The sequence below is a fragment of the Dactylosporangium maewongense genome, from assembly GCF_039531485.1.
GTDB classification, from domain to species: domain Bacteria; phylum Actinomycetota; class Actinomycetes; order Mycobacteriales; family Micromonosporaceae; genus Dactylosporangium; species Dactylosporangium maewongense.
Window position 1 is genome coordinate 292,986 of sequence record NZ_BAAAQD010000006.1, and the last position, 13,438, is coordinate 306,423.

Annotated in this window: 11 protein-coding genes and 1 pseudogene; 6 read left to right on the forward strand and 6 right to left on the reverse strand. The window is 72.3% G+C overall.

The window, feature by feature from the left end:
* The first annotated feature begins 2 nt into the window (after positions 1–2).
* Positions 3–551, forward strand: a complete 549-nt coding sequence (locus ABD332_RS17835; RefSeq protein ID WP_344503059.1) for a GNAT family N-acetyltransferase — start codon at positions 3–5, stop codon at positions 549–551.
* Between the two features lie 68 nt (positions 552–619).
* On the opposite strand, the gene ABD332_RS17840 is transcribed toward ABD332_RS17835, so the two are convergent.
* Positions 620–2,173 (reverse strand): hypothetical protein, encoded by a 1,554-nt coding sequence (locus ABD332_RS17840; protein WP_344503061.1) that lies wholly within the window; start codon positions 2,171–2,173, stop codon positions 620–622.
* Between the two features lie 210 nt (positions 2,174–2,383).
* Between ABD332_RS17840 and ABD332_RS17845 the strand changes: the two genes are divergently transcribed.
* The 3 genes from ABD332_RS17845 to ABD332_RS17855 all read left to right on the forward strand — a co-directional run bounded on the left by ABD332_RS17845 (position 2,384) and on the right by ABD332_RS17855 (position 5,303).
* A complete protein-coding gene (locus ABD332_RS17845; protein ID WP_344503062.1) occupies positions 2,384–2,926 on the forward strand; it encodes a hypothetical protein in 543 nt (180 codons plus the stop codon).
* A 134-nt stretch (positions 2,927–3,060) separates the two neighbouring features.
* The gene (locus ABD332_RS17850; protein WP_344503063.1) at positions 3,061–4,065 is read left to right on the forward strand and encodes a hypothetical protein; all 1,005 of its coding nucleotides are present in this window, start codon (positions 3,061–3,063) and stop codon (positions 4,063–4,065) included.
* Positions 4,066–4,103: 38 nt separating this feature from the next.
* The gene (locus tag ABD332_RS17855; protein ID WP_344503064.1) at positions 4,104–5,303 is read left to right on the forward strand and encodes an MFS transporter; all 1,200 of its coding nucleotides are present in this window, start codon (positions 4,104–4,106) and stop codon (positions 5,301–5,303) included.
* A 257-nt stretch (positions 5,304–5,560) separates the two neighbouring features.
* On the opposite strand, the gene hrpA is transcribed toward ABD332_RS17855, so the two are convergent.
* Positions 5,561–9,655, reverse strand: coding sequence for an ATP-dependent RNA helicase HrpA (hrpA, locus tag ABD332_RS17860; RefSeq protein WP_344503065.1), 4,095 nt, complete (start codon positions 9,653–9,655; stop codon positions 5,561–5,563).
* A gap of 108 nt (positions 9,656–9,763) precedes the next feature.
* On the opposite strand from hrpA, the gene ABD332_RS17865 reads away from it, so the two are divergent.
* On the forward strand, positions 9,764–10,429 hold the full coding sequence (locus ABD332_RS17865; RefSeq protein WP_344503066.1) for a pentapeptide repeat-containing protein: 666 nt from the start codon (positions 9,764–9,766) through the stop codon (positions 10,427–10,429).
* 106 nt (positions 10,430–10,535) lie between these two features.
* Here the strand turns inward: ABD332_RS17865 and ABD332_RS17870 are convergent, their stop codons facing one another.
* A complete protein-coding gene (locus tag ABD332_RS17870) occupies positions 10,536–10,946 on the reverse strand; it encodes a RidA family protein (RefSeq protein WP_344503067.1) in 411 nt (136 codons plus the stop codon).
* Positions 10,947–10,962: 16 nt separating this feature from the next.
* Positions 10,963–11,388 (reverse strand): ester cyclase, encoded by a 426-nt coding sequence (locus ABD332_RS17875; protein WP_344503068.1) that lies wholly within the window; start codon positions 11,386–11,388, stop codon positions 10,963–10,965.
* 48 nt (positions 11,389–11,436) lie between these two features.
* Here ABD332_RS17875 and mug point away from each other — a divergent pair, with 48 nt between their 5' ends.
* Positions 11,437–12,006, forward strand: coding sequence for a G/U mismatch-specific DNA glycosylase (gene mug / locus ABD332_RS17880; protein WP_344503069.1), 570 nt, complete (start codon positions 11,437–11,439; stop codon positions 12,004–12,006).
* On the opposite strand, the gene ABD332_RS17885 is transcribed toward mug, so the two are convergent.
* Both ABD332_RS17885 and ABD332_RS17890 read right to left on the reverse strand, forming a co-directional pair.
* On the reverse strand, positions 12,007–12,393 hold the full coding sequence (locus tag ABD332_RS17885; protein ID WP_344503070.1) for a RidA family protein: 387 nt from the start codon (positions 12,391–12,393) through the stop codon (positions 12,007–12,009).
* A 417-nt stretch (positions 12,394–12,810) separates the two neighbouring features.
* Positions 12,811–13,014, reverse strand: a pseudogene (locus ABD332_RS17890) (hypothetical protein); the annotation flags it as partial.
* Positions 13,015–13,438: the final 424 nt, after the last annotated feature.

Sequence of the window (13,438 nt, forward strand, 5' to 3'; positions counted from 1 at the left end):
TGATGACAACCGCACGGCTGGTGCTGCGCCGCTGGCACGACGAGGACCGGGTGCCGTTCGCGGCGCTCAACGCCGACCCTGAGGTCATGCGGTTCTTCCCGCGGCCGCTGACCCGGGCCGAGAGCGACGAGTTCGCCGACCGGATCGAGGCCGCGTTCGACGAGCACGGCTACGGGCTGTGGGCCGTCGACGCGGCCGAGGCCGGTGGCTTCGTCGGGTTCGTCGGGCTGGCGTGGCAGCGGTTTCCGGCGCACTTCACGCCGGCCCTGGAGATCGGGTGGCGGCTGGCCCGGCACGCGTGGGGGCGCGGCTACGCGACGGAGGCGGCGGTGGCGGCGCGGGACTTCGCGTTCCGCCCCGTCGCCGACCCGTCCGGCGGCGCCGGCATGGACGAGATCGTCTCCATCACCACGCGGACCAACGAGCCCTCGCAGGCGGTGATGCGGCGGATCGGGATGACCCGCGACCCGGCGGACGACTTCCTGCACCCGAGCCTGGCGCCGGACCACCCGCTGGCCCCGCACGTGCTGCACCGGCTGCGGCGGGCTTAGCGGTACAGGCTGCGGCAGGCTCAGCGGCACAGGCTGCGGCGGGCCTGGCGGCACAGGCTGCGGCGGGCTCAGCCGTACAGGCGCAGGTGCAGCTGGAAGGCGACCTCGGTGAACCGGATCGTCGGCGGGCGCAGCGCCAGCAGCTGGCGCTCCAGGACCACCTGCAGCTCGCGCGGCGGCGCCTCCGGCCGGGCCATGATCCGCACGCCGACCGGCCGCGACGGGCCCAGGCGGAACTCGACCATGAGCTCCTCGGTGCCGTGCCGGACCCCGGTGAACGCCCGGTCGACGATGCCCCTCGCACGGTCGATGAAGTCGCCGAGCTCCGCCGCCGTCGTCGCCTGCCGCAGCTGCTCCTCCGGCGTGAGCAGCACGATCTTGCCCCGGTCGACGTGCCGCAGCGTCCGGCCGTCGGCGGTGGCCGGAGCCGCCTCCTCGGCGCGCGGCGGGTGGTAGATGGTGAGCTCGCCGGTGCGGTACCGCTCACCGGCGTTGTGGTCGCCGCCGTTGCCGCCTCCGTCGCCTCCGTTGCCTCCGCCGCCTCCGTTGCCGGAGGGCCAGTGGCCGCCGGGGCCGGGGCGCACCTCCGCCACCTGACGCGTCGCGGGGCCGGGGCGGGGCTCCAGCCGCAGCGCGAGGGTGCTGACGGCGCCGGCGGGCAGGCCGATCTCGATCGAGCGGCCCGCCTCGACCGCCTGCCGCAGCCGGGCGTACATCGCGCCGGTCAGCAGCACCGCGAAGCCGTCCTCGACCTGGCGGGCGGTCGGCTCGGCGGTGCCGCGGACCAGGAGCAGGAAGTTGCAGCCGATGCGGGTCGAGCGCTCGCCGCCGGGCGCCACGATCGCGGCCGGGCCGCGCTGGCCGGGGGTCCACACGTAGGTCTGCGGGGCGTCGGCGAGGCCGGGCAGGAACGCGCACACGTCGTCGGCCTCGCGCAGCGCCTCCTCGAACGCCTCCAGCTCCTCGTCGGCGCCGCCGATGTATGAGGTCGGGTCGCCCGCGGTGATCGTCAGCTCGAGCCGGTCGCCGATGTGCACGACCCGCAGGAACGGCAGGTTGTAGGCGGGCGCCTTCGACAGCATCGTCGCGGCCCGGAACTCGGCGTCGTCGACGACCGGGGCGCGGCCTGGGCGGAACCACCAGGGGTGTGGGTAGTACCGCTCCTGCGCGCCGAGCAGCGACAGGACCCGTGCGTGGCCGAAGCGCTGCACGACCGCGGTCTCGCCGGCCAGCAGCGGCAGCGCGACCAGCGGCGGGCGCTCGAAGGTCACGGTCGACGGGATGTCCTCGGGGGCGGCGGCGTACACGAACCCGGTGACCCGGCCGTCGATGTCGATGCCGGGCTGGTTGAAGACGCTGACGTCGCCGGCCTCGACGAGCCTGCCCTCGGCGGCGAGCCGGTGGACGGTGCGCGCCATCGACAGCGGATAGCCGGGGGCGGGCGCCCCGGTGCGGACCACGGCGAACACCATCTCCCGCTGGCCGTGCCGCTCCAGCCCCTCCGTCGTGTACAGCAGTGCGGGCAGCATGCCGGAAGCCGTGCGGATGCCACCCTCGTCGATGGCGACCGACAGCTGCCGGGGGATGAGGACCTCCCGGCCGACGGGTAACGCGGAGCCCACGGGGCCGATCATCGCATCCGCACGCAACAGTTGACCTTGCGCGAACGGCGGGCGACGCTCGGCGCCTCAGGAACGTCGCTGGTGGTGAGGGTGGCGCTCCGCGGTGTGGGACGGGAGGGTGGCGCTCCGCGGTGTGGGACGGGAGGGTGGCGCTCCGCGGTGTGGGACGGGAGGGTGGCGCTCCGTGGTGTGGGCGGCGACGATGGTGTGATGCGGATGACGTCGGAGCCGCCGGTCGAGTACGTCGCGTTCGTGTCGCGGCACCTGGAGCCGCTGCGGCGTGACGCCGTGCGCGTCGTCGGCGCCGAGGCGGACGCGGATCATCTGTACGGCGACGTCCTCACCGACGTCGCGGCCCGGTGGAGCTGGCTGGAGCTGCAGCGCACCCGGCTAGGGCACGAGGGCGCCGCCGACGACTTCCTCGGCCGGGTCTTCGCCCGCCGGTCCGAGCGCTGGTTCCTCGGCGATGACGGGGCCGGCGACGACGACCACCAGATCCAGGTGACCGCCTGGCATCCGGACGAGCCCCCGCCGTCGCGCCGCGTGTACGTGAGCAACGCCGTCCGCCTCGCCCCGATGCTCGTGCCGCGGCGCAGGAGCACCGTGTTCGTCGCCGGGCCGGCGTGCGAGGCGGCGATCGCGTGGTGGCACGCCTACGAGACGGTCCGGCGGCGGCGCCTCGCGTACCTCGGATTCGCGGCGATCGCGCTGCTGATGGCCCTGGCGAGCGTCAGCGCACCGCCCCCGGCGTGACGCACGGGGCTGAGCTGCGCGGCGGCGGGCCGGATGTGTTCGGCGTCACGGCATCCTGACCTTGCGGTGGGCGGCGCTCGCGGCTGCGTTGACGGATCCTGCTACTGTCCGCCGAGGGCCGGCTTGGGGGTGACATGAGCACGACGACACGCGTCGCGGGACGCTCGGTGCGGCACGACGCCGCGCATCGCCGGATCGCGGCGGTGGCGCTGGCCGCTGCCTTCGCCGGCGGCGTGCTCGGCACGCTCGCCGTCGCCCAGCCCGCCCACGCGGCACCCGCCGAGGCCGACATCGAGGCCAAGGCCGGCAACGGCGTCCAGGGCAAGGCCGGCGACAAGTCCCGCATCGGCTTCCAGGTCGCCAACCACGGCAAGGTCAACGCCGCGGTGGTGGTCGTGGTCACCGTGCCGGAGAACGTGCAGATCGAGTCCGCCGGCTCCTGCCAGGTCTCGGGCAGGTCGGCCACCTGCACGACGACGATCCGGGGCGGCGCGTCCGCCAACGGCTCGGTCCAGCTCGTCCTGCGCACCGGCGGGGAGGGCGAGGGCAGGGTCGTCGCCAGGCTCGCGCCCAACCAGGAGGTCAGCGACCCGAAGCCGGGCAACAACACCGACACCTTCAAGATCCGGGTGGTCGGCAGCGCCAGCCCGAGCCCGTCGAAGTCCGTGAAGTCCTCGCGCAGCGCCTCCGCCGACCCGGCCGCCACCTCCACCGAGGAGATCGCCCCGCCGGAGGCCGGCAACGGCGCGATCCCGCGCGAGGAGCCGAAGACCGCCCCGGTCAAGAGCGAGGGCGGCCTGTCGTTCGGCTTCTGGATCGGCGTGGTGGCCATCGTCGCGGCCCTCGGCCTGGTCGGCAGCCTCTTCTACTTCCGCCGCAGGGACCGCCTCGAGCCGGACACCGGCGTGTACCAGCTGCCGAACGCCGGCGGCGACAACCCGACCTCGGTGATCCCCCCGTATCAGGGCGGGTCGAACGTCTACGGCTCGCCCGCGGCTCCGCCGCCCGGTCCTCCCGGTCCTCCGTTCCCGCCGGGTCCTCCCGGTCCGCCGTTGGGTCCGCCGTCGGGTCCGCCGGTTCCGCCGCCGCCGGGGAACAACGACCAGACCATCCTCATGCGCCGGCCCAACGACCTCTGACCCGTGCCGCTCCCGCCCGGATCGGGCAGGATGGTGCGATGCGCAGCGAGCGGACCTCATCGATGCGATCGGCCGCGCTCGGCACGGCCCTCGTCTTCACGGCGAGCGGCACGCTGCTCGGCACGTGGGTGTCGCGGATCCCGGCGGTCGTCGCCAAGCTCGACGTCACCGCCGGCGAGCTCGGGCGGGCGCTGCTCGCGCTCGGCATCGGCTCGCTGCTGTCGATGCCGCTGACCGGGCACGTCTGCCGGCGGCTGGGCAGCCGCACCTGGGTCGCGTGCATGTCGGTGGCGGCGGCGGTGGTCCTCAGCTGCGCCGGGCTGGCGCCCGACCTGGTGTGGCTGTCGGTGGCCCTGTTCGCGCTCGGCATGGTGTACGGCTCGTGGGACGTCGCCATGAACGTGCAGGGCAGCGCCGTCGACCAGCTGGCCGGGCGTGAGTGGATGCCGCGGTACCACGCGTGCTGGAGCCTCGGCTCGATCCTCGGCGCGGCGGCCGGCTCCCTCGCGGCCCGCGGCGGCACCGGGATCGCGCTGCACTTCACCGTGGCCGCCTGCTGCGCGACCGCCGTGACGTTCGCGGGGCTGGTGCGGTACGTGGACGAGCGCGTCTCCTCCGCGCCATCGCCGTCGCCCTCACTCGAGGAGTCCGTTGCGCGGCCGACCGGCCCGCCGGTCAGGAACCGGGCGCTGCTGCTCATCGGGGCGCTCACGCTGTGCGCGACCGTCATCGAGGGCGCCGCCGGCGACTGGCTGGCGCTGTACATGCACGCGGGGCGCGGGCTGTCGGAGGCGTCGGCCGCGCTCGGCTACTCGGTCTTCGCCACCGCGATGACGGTCGTGCGGTTCGCCGGTACACCTGCCGCGGCGAGACTCGGAAGGGCCGGCGCGGTCCGGGCGGGCGGCCTCCTCGGCATCGCCGGCGTGCTCATCACCGTCCTGTCGCCGTGGGTGCCACTGACCTACGCCGGCGCGCTGCTGTGGGGCGCCGGGGTGTGTCTGGTGTTCCCGGCCGCCGTGAGCGCCGCCGGCGAGACCGACCGGCCGGCCGAGTCGATCGCGCTCGTCACCACCATCGGCTACGGCTCGATCCTGATCGGCCCACCGCTCATCGGCGCGCTCGCCGACGTGGTCGGCATGGGCCGGGCGCTGCTGACCCTGGCGGTGCTGGCCGCCGGCGTCGCCGTCCTCGCCCCAGCCGTCCGACCGTCACACGACCGCACACCGGTCACCCGATAGCCCCCTCCCCGCGGGGCCGGACAGCTCGGCACGGAGCCGGACACCGCGGGGGTGGGCAGGGGCTGGACACCGCGGGGGTGGGGCCGGACACCGCGGGGGTGGGCAGGGGCTGGACACCGCGGGGGTGGGGCCGGACACCGCGGGGGTGGGCAGGGGCTGGACAGCTCGGATATGTCCGCTGCGCGGACATATCCGAAATTTCGGTTATGTTCGCGAAGGTGAGCGGGGGCCGACACCACCACCGGGGCCGGCCGCGATCAGGCCGGCAGCGCGTCCATCGCCCGGTAGATGCGCACGTCGGAGACCGGGTAGGCGGTGCCGAGCGCCTGCGCGAACAGGCCCACCCGCAGCTCCTCGATCATCCAGCGGATCTCCCGCAGCTCGGGGCTCATGGTCATGCTGGAGACCAGCTGGTCGTACTCCCGCTGGACCTCCTGCACGGTCAGCATCCGGTCGCGGTCGCGGGCGGTGTCGGTCGGCACCTTCTCCAGGCGCCGTTCGATGCCGCGCAGGTACCGTTCGAGGTCCGGCAGCCGCTGCCATCCGGTGTCGGTGACGAAACCGCGGTACACCAGCCGCCCCAGCTGCCCGCGCATGTCGGTGAGCGCGGGAAGCAGCAGCGGGTTCTTGGTCCGGGCGAGGCGCTGCTCGACGTCATAGGACGCGGCGAGGATCCGCTGCACGTTGCCGACGACGTCGAGGGTCAGGTCGACCAGGTCGGCGCGGACCTTGTCGCGCAGCTTCGCGAACGCCTCGCTGTCCCACACCGGCCCGCCGGCGTCGGTCATGAGCTGGTCGACAGCGCACGACGCGCAGTCGTCGAGCAGGTCGACGGCGTTGCGGTGCGGGTTGCGGCTCAGCGCGAGCTTCGCCTCGTTGGACAGGCGGCCCTGCACGAACTTCGCCGCCGGCGGCAGCGTGAGCAGCAGCAGGCGGCGGGTGCCGGCCCACATCTCGTGCCGCTGCCGGGCCGGCAGGTCGAACGCCTTGACCGCCACCGACGTGCCCTCGTCGACGATCGCCGGGTAGACGGTGAGGGTGTGCCCGGCGACGGTCCGCGACAGGCTGCGCGGCAGCGTGCCGAAGTCCCAGCTGGTACTGCCGCTACGGGTGACGTCCGTCGCGGCCTCGGCCACAGTCTCCTGCACCTTCGGCGCCAGCCGGTCCCGCAGCTGCGGGAGGCTCTTGCTCTCGGCGAGCACGGCGCCGCCGTCGTCGACGACCCGGAACGTCATTTTCAGATGCTCCGGCACCTTCGTCAGGTCCCAGGCGTCGCGTGGCACGGTCACGCCGGTCATCCGGCGCAGCTCCCGCTCCAGGGCCTCCAGGAGGTGCCCGTCGCGGACCGGCAACTCAAGAAGCGCGTCGCGAGCCGTGTCGGGCGCCGGGACGAAGTTGCGCCGCAGCGCCTTCGGCAGCGACTTGATGAGCGCCGTCACGAGGTCCTCGCGCAGGCCGGGCACCTGCCAGCTGAAGTCCGCGTCCCGGACCCGGCCGAGCAGCGGCAGTCCGATGTGGACGGTGACGCCGTCGGCGTCGGCGCCGGGCTCGAACTGGTACGTCAGCGCGAACCGCTGGCCGTCCTGCTCCCACGCGTCGGGGTACTGGTCCTTCGCGACGCCGCCGGCGGTGTCGTTGACGAGCATCGCCGGGTCGAACGTGAGCAGCTCCGGCTGGTCCCGGCGGGTCTGCTTCCACCAGCTGTCGAAGTGCCGGCCGGAGACGACGTCCGGGCCGATCCGCTGGTCGTAGAACTCGAACAGGGTCTCGTCGTCGACGAGGATGTCGCGGCGGCGGGCCCGGTGCTCGAGCTCCTCGACCTCTTCGAGCAGCCGCCGGTTCTCGGCGAAGAACGCGTGGTGGGTCTCCCAGTCGCCCTCGACGAGCGCGTGCCGGATGAACAGCTCGCGCGACAGCGCCGGGTCGATCCGGCCGTAGTTCACCTTCCGGGAGCTGACGATCGGGACGCCGTACAGCGTCACCTTCTCCATCGCCATCACCGCCGCGGGCTTCTTCTCCCAGTGCGGCTCGCTGTAGTTGCGTTTGACCAGGTGCTGGGCGAGCGGTTCGATCCACTCCGGCTCGATCCGGGCCGCGACCCGCGCCCACAGCCGGGTCGTCTCGACCAGCTCCGCCGCCATCACCCAGCGGGGCGTCTTGCGGAAGAGCGCCGAGCCGGGGAACACCGCGAACTTCGCGCCCCGTGCGCCGAGGTACTCGTTCTTCTCCGCGTCCTTCAGCCCGATGTGCGACAGCAGCCCGGCGAGCAGCGACACGTGGATGTTGTACGGGGCGGCCGGCTCCTCGTTCGGCACCACATCCATGCTGCACAGCACGGACCGCAGCTGGCTGAAGATGTCCTGCCACTCCCGGACCCGCAGGTAGTTGAGGAACTCCGCCTTGCACAGCTTGCGGAACTGGTTGCTGGACAGCTCCTTCTGCTTCTCCTGCAGGTAGTTCCACAGGTTGACGTAGCCGATGAAGTCGGAGTCCTTGTCGGCGAACCTCGCGTGCTGCTGCTGCGCCTGCGCCTGCTTCTCCACGGGCCGCTCCCGCGGGTCCTGGATCGACAGCGCGGCGGTGATGACCATGACCTCGCGGACGCAGCCGTTGCGCTCGGCCTCGAGGACCATCCGGGCCAGTCGCGGGTCGACCGGCAGCTGCGACAGCCGGCGGCCGAGCGGGGTGAGCCGCTGGCCGCTCTCCAGCGCGCCGAGCTCCTCCAGCAGCTGCACGCCGGCGGTGACGTTACGGCGGTCCGGCGGGTCGATGAACGGGAACGCGGCCAGGTCGCCCAGGCCGAGCGAGATCATCTGCAGGATGACGGACGCGAGGTTGGTCCGCAGGATCTCCGGGTCGGTGAACTCCGGCCTTCCCTCGAAGTCCTCCTCGCTGTACAGCCGGATGCAGATGCCGTCGGAGGTGCGGCCGCAGCGGCCCTTGCGCTGGTTCGCCGACGCCTGCGACACCGGCTCGATCGGCAGCCGCTGCACCTTCAGCCGGTGGCTGTAGCGGGAGATGCGGGCCGTGCCGGGGTCGATCACGTACTTGATGCCGGGGACCGTCAGCGACGTCTCGGCGACGTTGGTGGCGAGGACCACCCGGCGGCCGGCGTGCGACTGGAACACCCGGTGCTGCTCGGCGAACGACAGCCGGGCGAACAGCGGCAGGATCTCGGTGTTGCGCAGGTCGAGCTTGGCGAGGGCGTCGGCGGTGTCGCGGATCTCGCGCTCGCCGCTGAGGAACACCAGCACGTCGCCGGGGCCCTCGGCCTGCAGCTCCTCGACTGCGTCGCAGATCGCGTCGATCTGGTCGCGCTCGTCCTCGCCCTCGTCGGGGGCCTCGATCGGGCGGTACCGGACCTCGACGGGATACGTGCGGCCGGACACCTCGATGATCGGGGCGTCGCCGAAGTGCCGGGAGAACCGCTCCGGGTCGATCGTCGCCGAGGTGATGATCACCTTCAGGTCCGGGCGCTTCGGCAGCAGCTGCCTGAGGTAGCCGAGGATGAAGTCGATGTTGAGGCTGCGCTCGTGCGCCTCGTCGATGATCAGCGTGTCGTACTGGCGCAGAAGCCGATCCTGCTGCATCTCGGCGAGCAGGATGCCGTCGGTCATCACCTTGACCATCGTCTGGTCGCCGGACTGGTCGGAGAACCTGACCTTGAACCCGACCGTGGCGCCGAGCTCGCTGCCCAGCTCCTCCGCGACGCGCTCCGCGACCGTCCGCGCCGCGATCCGCCGCGGCTGCGTGTGCCCGATCTGCCCCGACACGCCCCGGCCGAGCTCGAGACAGATCTTCGGCAGCTGGGTCGTCTTGCCCGAGCCGGTCTCGCCGGCGACGATCACGACCTGGTGGTCGCGGATCGCGGCGAGGATGTCGTCCTTGCGCTGGCTGACCGGCAGCTGCTCCGGATACGTGATCTTCGGAACCCCGGCCCGGCGGACCTCGACCCGCTGCTCGGCGCGCTCCACGTCGGCGCGGATGGCCTCGGCGATCGCCTGGGCGTGCGGGGACTTCTTCGCCCCCTCGATGCGGCGCCGGAGCCGGTGCTGGTCCTGCGGCATCAGCGCGGACAGCCGCGTGCGGAGCTCACGCAGAAGCTCCTGACCCGCGGTGTTCTCAGGTGCTATTTCCGCGTTTGTACGACTTCCGGACCGTCTCCGGTTCTGCCTGCCGCCGCTCTTGCCGCCGCTCTTGCCGCCGCTCTTGTCGCCGCTCTTGTCGCCGCTCCTGGCGCTGCTTCTGTCGCCGCTCCTGGCGCTGCTCTGGACGCCGGTCTTGTCGCTTGTTTCGCCGCCGCCCTCGTTGCTGGGCTCGGTCACGCCGGTGGGCTGGGGCACGTCAGACATAACGTTCGCAAGGATAGGCGCGCGTCGCCGCGATTGCCGCGTGATTTTCCGCTCCGCGGGTTCCGCGATTCTCGGCGGATCGTCACTTCTGCCACTACCGTCACACGTATGCCCTCTCGTTTTGCGTTCACGGCGCCCGCCGCGCCCCGGCCGCCGAAGGCGCTGGAGCTGGCGACCGTCGACGAGGACGACCTCCACGACGAGGCCTCCTACCGCGGGGTCGGCTTCTACGACCTGGACCTGACCGCCCGCTCGGCCAAGGGCGCCGAGTTCGACCAGTGCCGCTTCAACCACGCCGACCTGAGCGAGTCCTCCCTGGTCAAGGTGTCGCTGACCGACTGCCTGGTCGAGAGCAGCGACTTCGCCAACGTGCACGGCGACCAGTCGACCCTGCTGCGGGTGGCGGTCAAGGACTCGCGGCTGACCGGCCTGCACTGGCTCGACGGCGTGCTGCGCGACGTCACGCTCAGCGACTGCCGGATCGACCTGTCGGTGTTCCGCGCCACCCGGTTCGCCACCGTCCTCTTCGAGGACTGCAACCTGACCGGCGCCGACTTCACCGGCGCCGACCTGACCGGTGCGGCCTTCGCCCGCTGCGACCTGACCGGCGCCCAGTTCTCCGGCGCGAGCATGGACGGCACCCGGCTGACCGACTGCGTCCTGTCCGGCGTGGGCGGCGTGACCAGCTTCGCGGGCGCCACGATCAGCACCGGCGACCTGGTCACGCTGTCACGCGCCCTGGCCGCGGCGCTGAACATCACCATCTCGGACTAGCTCTTCTTGGCCCTCTTGCCGGCTTGCCGGTCGTCTTCGCGTGCTGGGCGCTTCGGCTGGGCGCTTCGGCTGGGCGCTTCGGCTGGGCGCTTTCAGCTGGGCGCTTTCAGCTGGGCCAGCCGAGGTTGCCGCCCTTCCGGCGGCGGGCGGTCACCTCGATCTCGATCCGCATCCGGGGGTCGGACAGCCCGCACACCTGCATCGTCGCCGCTGGGCGCACGTCGCCGAGCCACTCGCGCAGCACCGGCCAGCAGGGCTCGAAGTCGGCGGCGTCCGGCAGCAGGTACCGCACCCGCACCACGTCCCCGACACCCGCCCCGGCCTCCCGCAGCGCCGCGTCGATGTTCACCCAGCACTGCCGCGCCTGCGCCACCACGTCGTCGGAGATCGTCATCGACGAGTAGTCGAACCCCGTCGTCCCCGACACGTGCACCCAGTCACCGTCCACGACCGCCCGGGAGTACCCGATCTCCCGCTCGAACGTCGACCCGCTGGAGATCAACCGCCGCTCACTCATGCCGCACACGCTAGCGTCAGATGACACCGAGCTGCCGCATCACGTCCACCTCGTCCGACATGACCCAGATCTCAGTGATCTTCCCGTCCTCCACGGTCAGGATGTCGGTCACCCGGATCTTCAACTGCCGCCCGGTCGCCTCCACCCGCCCGAGCGGCGTGTCGTACGGCCCCACATGCCGCACATGCATGAAGAACCCGATCACCAGCCGCCCGGCGGTCTCCACCCGATGCACCAGCTCGGTCCGCCGATCCGCGAACGCCGCCTGCAACACCCGCGCCCGTTCCGCGAGAGCCTCAGCGGTCACCGGGCTGCCGTTCACCGGCACCGGATCGGCATACCACTTCCTGAAGTCGTCGGCGGCGTCGGTACGACTCTCGACAGGCTGATCCCACAGCGCCAGCACCGCATCGAGGTCGACAGCTTTCGAAGAGTTCTCCACCCCGCCACTCTGCCCGGCCCGCACGCCCCCGCTGGCATCCTTGTCCGCATGGCGTCGACACTGAACCGGCCCGACCGGCCGAGCCGTGCAGACCTGGCCGCCGCGGCGGACAAGGTCCTCCCGGACGTCATCGCACCCGGCCTCGACGTCCTGCTCTGCGGCATCAACCCAGGCCTCTGGTCCGCCGCCACCGGCCACCACTTCGCCCGCCCCGGCAACCGCTTCTGGCCCGCCCTGCACCTCGGCGGCTTCACCCCTCGCCAGCTACGCCCCGACGAGCAGCACCTGCTCCCCGGCTATGGCCTGGGCATCACCAACCTGGCCGCCCGCGCCACCGCCCGCGCCGACGAACTGACCCGCGAGGAGCTCACCACCGGCGGCGAGATCCTCCGCGACAAGGTCGAACGCTTCGCCCCGAAGTGGCTCGCCGTCCTCGGCGTCACCGCCTTCCGCACCGCCTTCGGCGCCGCACGCGTCCAGGTCGGCCCCCAGGCCCCGCACTTCGCCGGCGCCCGCCTGTGGATCCTGCCCAACCCCAGCGGCCTGAACGCCCACTTCACCCTCGACAAGCTCACCACCGAGTTCGCCCGCCTCCACGACGTGGTGACCTCGGGCTGATCACGCGGCGGCGATGACTTCGATCTCCACCAGCCAGTTGGTGTCGAGGGTCTGCGCGACGATCGCCGTCGTCGGAACAACCCGGCCACCGAGCGCCGCGACCCGAGCAGCCGCGTTGGCCTCCGCGTACGCCGCATCACGGAGGTAGCTGGTCAGCCGCACGATGTTGTCGACGGTCATCTGAGCCGACGCCAGAATCGCGCGGATGTTGCCCCACACGAGGTCGAGCTGCTCAGCAAGCGTGGCGCCGGGCACTCCCGCGGCGTCCAGCCCCATCGTGCCCGCCACGAACAGCAGCCGCTCCGCCCCCCGCACCTCGATGGCGTGCACATAATCGCCGGTCGCCGGGTATACACCGTCTGCAGGATTACGGGCGATCATGTCCATCGAAGAATCGTAACTGCCCACACTGGGTGCAGCTCTCCGCACTTCGAGCGGCCTGAACGCCCACTTCACCCTCGACAAGCTCGCCACCGAGTTCGCCACCCTGCACCGGTCCGTCACCGCCGGCCCGACCTCCTCCGACGCGCCCCCCGCCCCACCGCCCGCCCCGCCAAACCTGACACCCCGCCCCGACCGCACCTGACACCAACCCACCCGCTGCCCTGTCGCCCCCACCCCTACTGCACCTGAACGCCAACCCGCCCGCTGCCTTACGGACCCGTCCCCACGCTCCGGCCCCTCGGCCCTGACAACCCACCTCCCGCTCCCTCTGACCAACCCTCACTCGGCCACCCACAGCGTCACTCGGCTGCCCGCAGCGTTCACTGACCAGAGCCGTCGCTCGCCCACCACCCACACGTCTCACAACGCCGACCCCACTTCCCCGGCAGGCCCCTCAAACCTGGCAGCCCGCTCCCGCAGCAACTGTCCGAACAACCCACTCGGCTGCCCACAGTCCGCACAGACGAAGTTGTCGTCCAGCCGCGCCCCACCACAGTGATCACAGGCCCCCCGATCCCGCGGGTCCTGATACGAAACCAACGCCTCCACAAACGCCCGCGCCACCCCCGGCGACAGCCGCACAACGGCATCGCCGACCTTCACCTCAACACCGCCCGCTCCACGCCCCGACACACCACCGCCACCCCCGCCATTACCGGCCCCCTCACCATGCCCACTCTTCCCGCCGTAGCCACCCTCCCCGCCGTTGCCACCCTCCCCGCCGTTGCCACCCTCCCCGCCGTAGCCACCCTCCCCGCCGTAGCCACCCTCCCCGCCGTAGCCACCCTCCCCGCCGTGCCTGCCGAAACCGCCGTCCTCCCTGTGCCCGCCACTGCCACCGTCCCCGCCGTAGCCACCATCCCCGCCATCGCCGCCACCGTCCCCACGGTGCCCCTCAAGGCCGCGGTCGCTGCCACGATCCACGTGCCCGCTGTGACCACTGGCCTCGCCGTAGCCACCGTCCTCGCTGTGCCTGCCGTAGCCACCG

What these genes read in the sequence shown, in the direction of transcription:
- ABD332_RS17835 (WP_344503059.1), top strand. Translation starts at nt 3, where the DNA reads ATGACAACCGCACGGCTGGTGCTGCGCCGCTGGCACGACGAGGACCGG.
- ABD332_RS17845 (WP_344503062.1), top strand. Translation starts at nt 2,384, where the DNA reads ATGCGGATGACGTCGGAGCCGCCGGTCGAGTACGTCGCGTTCGTGTCG.
- ABD332_RS17850 (WP_344503063.1), top strand. Translation starts at nt 3,061, where the DNA reads ATGAGCACGACGACACGCGTCGCGGGACGCTCGGTGCGGCACGACGCC.
- ABD332_RS17855 (WP_344503064.1), top strand. Translation starts at nt 4,104, where the DNA reads ATGCGCAGCGAGCGGACCTCATCGATGCGATCGGCCGCGCTCGGCACG.
- hrpA (WP_344503065.1), bottom strand. Translation starts at nt 9,655, where the DNA reads ATGTCTGACGTGCCCCAGCCCACCGGCGTGACCGAGCCCAGCAACGAG.
- ABD332_RS17865 (WP_344503066.1), top strand. Translation starts at nt 9,764, where the DNA reads ATGCCCTCTCGTTTTGCGTTCACGGCGCCCGCCGCGCCCCGGCCGCCG.
- ABD332_RS17870 (WP_344503067.1), bottom strand. Translation starts at nt 10,946, where the DNA reads ATGAGTGAGCGGCGGTTGATCTCCAGCGGGTCGACGTTCGAGCGGGAG.
- mug (WP_344503069.1), top strand. Translation starts at nt 11,437, where the DNA reads ATGGCGTCGACACTGAACCGGCCCGACCGGCCGAGCCGTGCAGACCTG.
- ABD332_RS17885 (WP_344503070.1), bottom strand. Translation starts at nt 12,393, where the DNA reads ATGGACATGATCGCCCGTAATCCTGCAGACGGTGTATACCCGGCGACC.